The following is a 3,636-nucleotide window of genomic DNA, read 5'->3' as shown; positions in this document are numbered from 1 at the left end:
TCCGTCTGGTTTTGCAGTTACAGTAACACCAGTAACTGTTGTTCCATTTTTTGATTCTGGTATATCAACACCGTGGTTTTTAAGGATATCTAATTTATCTTTAACTGATTTTGCTTTATCGATGTCTTTCGCAATATCAGAAACCTTCTTTTTACCTTGGTTTGTGATTGTATGACCATCAATTGCTTTTTTGATAGCATCAATATTTCCTGGTTGAGCTTTATCAGCTTTTTCTTTAGCTTTTTTAGCATCAACAGCAGTTTGCTTATCACCTGTTATTTCGGGGGCAATTGTCTTAATTGGACGTTTTGCNCCTAATGTTTCAGTGGTGATTTCAACACTAATAACACCATCGGCTTTTTCTGTTATTCTAATACCTGTTATTTTTGTTCCTTTAACTGTTGTTGGAACTTTAATACCNGTTTCTGTTTCAATAGCTTTGATCTTATCAGCTAGTGANCCTTTATTCATTGATTTGGCCACTTCAGAAGTAGTTCTATTACCTTGGTTGATTAACTTNGCATTCTTAAATAAGTCTTCGATTGCTTTAGTATTGTCAGGTTGAGCTAATGTTGCATCTGATTTACCAGTTGCTGTTCCTGATGTAGATTGATCTGGATTTGTTGAGTTTGGTGTATTTGTTTTTACCTCAACTTTTAATGTTCCGTCTGGTTTTGCAGTTACAGTAACACCAGTAACTGTTGTTCCATTTTTTGATTCTGGTATATCAANACCGTGGTTTTTAAGGATATCTAATTTATCTTTAACTGATGNGGCTTTATCGATGTCTTTCGCAATATCAGAAACTTTTTGTTTACCTTGGTTTGTGATTGTATGACCATCNATTGCTTTTTTGATAGCATCAATATTTCCTGGTTGATTAATTGTTGCATCTGATTTACCAGTTAATTTACCATCTACTTTTTTATTTGGTTGGTTTGAAAATGGTGTGTGAGTTGATACCGTTATTTTCATAGTTCCATCAGGGTATGTACTGACTTCAATATCTGTTATTTTTGTTTCGTTAATATGATCAGGTAAAAATATACCGTGTTTTCTAAGTATTGCTAATTTAGCTTTAATATCGTTAGAACGTGTAATTTCATCACCTATATCAGATACTTTTTGTGTACCTTGGTTTGTGATTGTATGACCATCAATTATTTTCTTAATAGCGTCTAGATTTCCAGGTTGATTAATTGTTGCATCTGACTTGGCAAACGCAATACCAGACACTTCTTGATTTGGTTGCGAAGTGTTAGGAGTGTTTGTATTTACATTAACTGTAAATCTTCCATCTGGGTTTGCAGTTACAGTAACGCCAGTAACTGTTGTTCCATTTTTTGATTCTGGTATATCGATGCCGTGACACCTAAGAATATCTAATTTATCTTTAACTGATTTTGCATTATTGATTTCTTTTGCAATATCTGAAGCTTTCTTAGTACCTTGATTTGTGATTGTACGACCATGGATTGCTTTTTTGATAGCATCGAGATTTCCAGGTTGATTCAATGTTCCGTCTGATTTACCAGTTGCTGTTCCTGATGTAGGTTGATCTGCTTTTGTTGCGTTTGGAGTTTTTGTTGTTACCTCAACTTTTAATGTTCCGTCTGGTTTTGCAGTTACTTTAACACCAGTAACTATTGTTCCATTTTTTGATTCTGGTATATCAATACCATGGTTTTTAAGGATATCTAATTTATCTTTAACTGATTTTGCTTTATCGATGTCTTTTGCAATATCAGAAACTTTCTTTTTACCTTGGTTTGTGATTGTATGACCATCNATTGCTTTTTTGATAGCATCAAGNTTTCCAGGTTGAGCTTTATCAGCTTTTTCTTTAGCGATTCTTGCATCAACTACAGGTTTTTTATCACCTGTTATTTCAGGAGTAATTGTTTTAACNGGTGTTTTTGCACCTAATGTTTCAGTGGTGATTTCAACACTAATAACACCATCGGCTTTTTCTGTTATTCTAATACCTGTTATTTTTGTTCCNTTAACTGTTGTNGGAACTTTAATACCTGTTTCTGTTTCAATAGCTTTGATCTTATCAGCTAGTGANCCTTTATTCATTGATTTAGCTACTTCAGAAGTAGTTCTATTACCTTGGTTGATTAACTTGGCATTCTTAAATAAGTCTTCAAACTTTTTATTGTTAACATTTTGAGCTACATCTGCATCAGATTGTCCATGTGCTGTTTTTGATACGGTTGCATCTTCAATTGAAGCTCCCGTTGTTTTTGTAACCACCTTAACCAAAATTGTTCCATCAGGTTGAGCAACTAAAATAATATCTTCAATAGTAGTACCCGCTATTTGTGAACCATTCGGTATCGTTACCGCACCATTTGTTGCTGCATCAATTGCTGCAATTTTTCCGGCGATTCCCGTAACAGCATTAATGCCTTTGGCGATTGTTGAAGCTGTTGTTGAACCTTGAGAAGGGAAGTGAAGATTTCTTAAGGAATTTTTAATTTTTTGTAAATTATCTTTTTGAATTAAATCAGCATTAATCATATTATCTGTTTTTGCATTAACAACTTTTGTGATTGTATGCGTTTTAGGATTAGCACCCGGTGTTGTTACTTCAACACTAATTGTAATTTCTCCATTACCATTTGGGTTTGCTTTAGCTGATATCTTACTTATCGTTGAACCTTTAAGTGTTGGCATGGTAACTCCCATGGCATTATTCAATGATGTTTCATCCGTAATACCTTGAGCAATTTCAGAAGCTTTCTTAGTACCTTGGTTTTTAACTTGAGCTTTATTTAATTCTCTTCTTACAAGATCTTCATTATTTTTTTGTAAGTCATTTTTAAGTTTTTGATTAATTTCAGAATCAGATTTACCAGTTGCTGTTCCTGTAGCAGTTTTACTTGTTTTAGAAGCGTTTGGAGTGCTTGTAGTTACTTCGATTTTTAATTCTCCATTTGGTTTTGTTGAAATTTTAATATCATCGATAGTTGTTCCATTATTATTTTTTAAATCTTTTAAAGAAACTCCAAACTTTTTATTTAATTCTTTGATTTTTTCATCTAAATTAGGTAGATTGTTGAATTTAGAGGCTATTTCACTCACTTTTTTATCACCTTGGTTGTTCAACGCTGCGTTTTTAAGTCTTTTATTTATTTCCGCTAAATTTTGATTTTGATTTGCATTAGCTATTTCTCTAGTAATATCTGCATCATTTTTTGCATGGACAACTTTTGTAATTATATGTGTGCTAGGGTTAGTACCTGGTGTTGTTACTTCAACACTAATTGTAATTTCTCCATTACCATTTGGGTTTGCTTTAGCTGATATCTTACTTATCGTTGAACCTTTAAGTGTTGGCATGGTAACTCCCATGGCATTATTCAATGATGTTTCATCCGTAATACCTTGAGCAATTTCAGAAGCTTTCTTAGTACCTTGGTTTTTAACTTGAGCTTTATTTAATTCTCTTCTTACAAGATCTTCATTATTTTTTTGTAAGTCATTTTTAAGTTTTTGATTAATTTCAGAATCAGATTTACCAGTTGCTGTTCCTGTAGCATTTCCGCCTGCTTGAGAAGCGTTTGGAGTATTTGTGGTTACTTCAATTTTTAATTCTCCATTTGGTTTTGCAGTTACTTTAANNNTAACTAT

The organism is Mycoplasma todarodis (assembly GCF_965212735.1).
Lineage (GTDB): Bacteria > Bacillota_I > Bacilli_A > Mycoplasmatales > Metamycoplasmataceae > Mycoplasma_K > Mycoplasma_K todarodis_A.
This window is presented reverse-complemented; position numbering follows the sequence as displayed.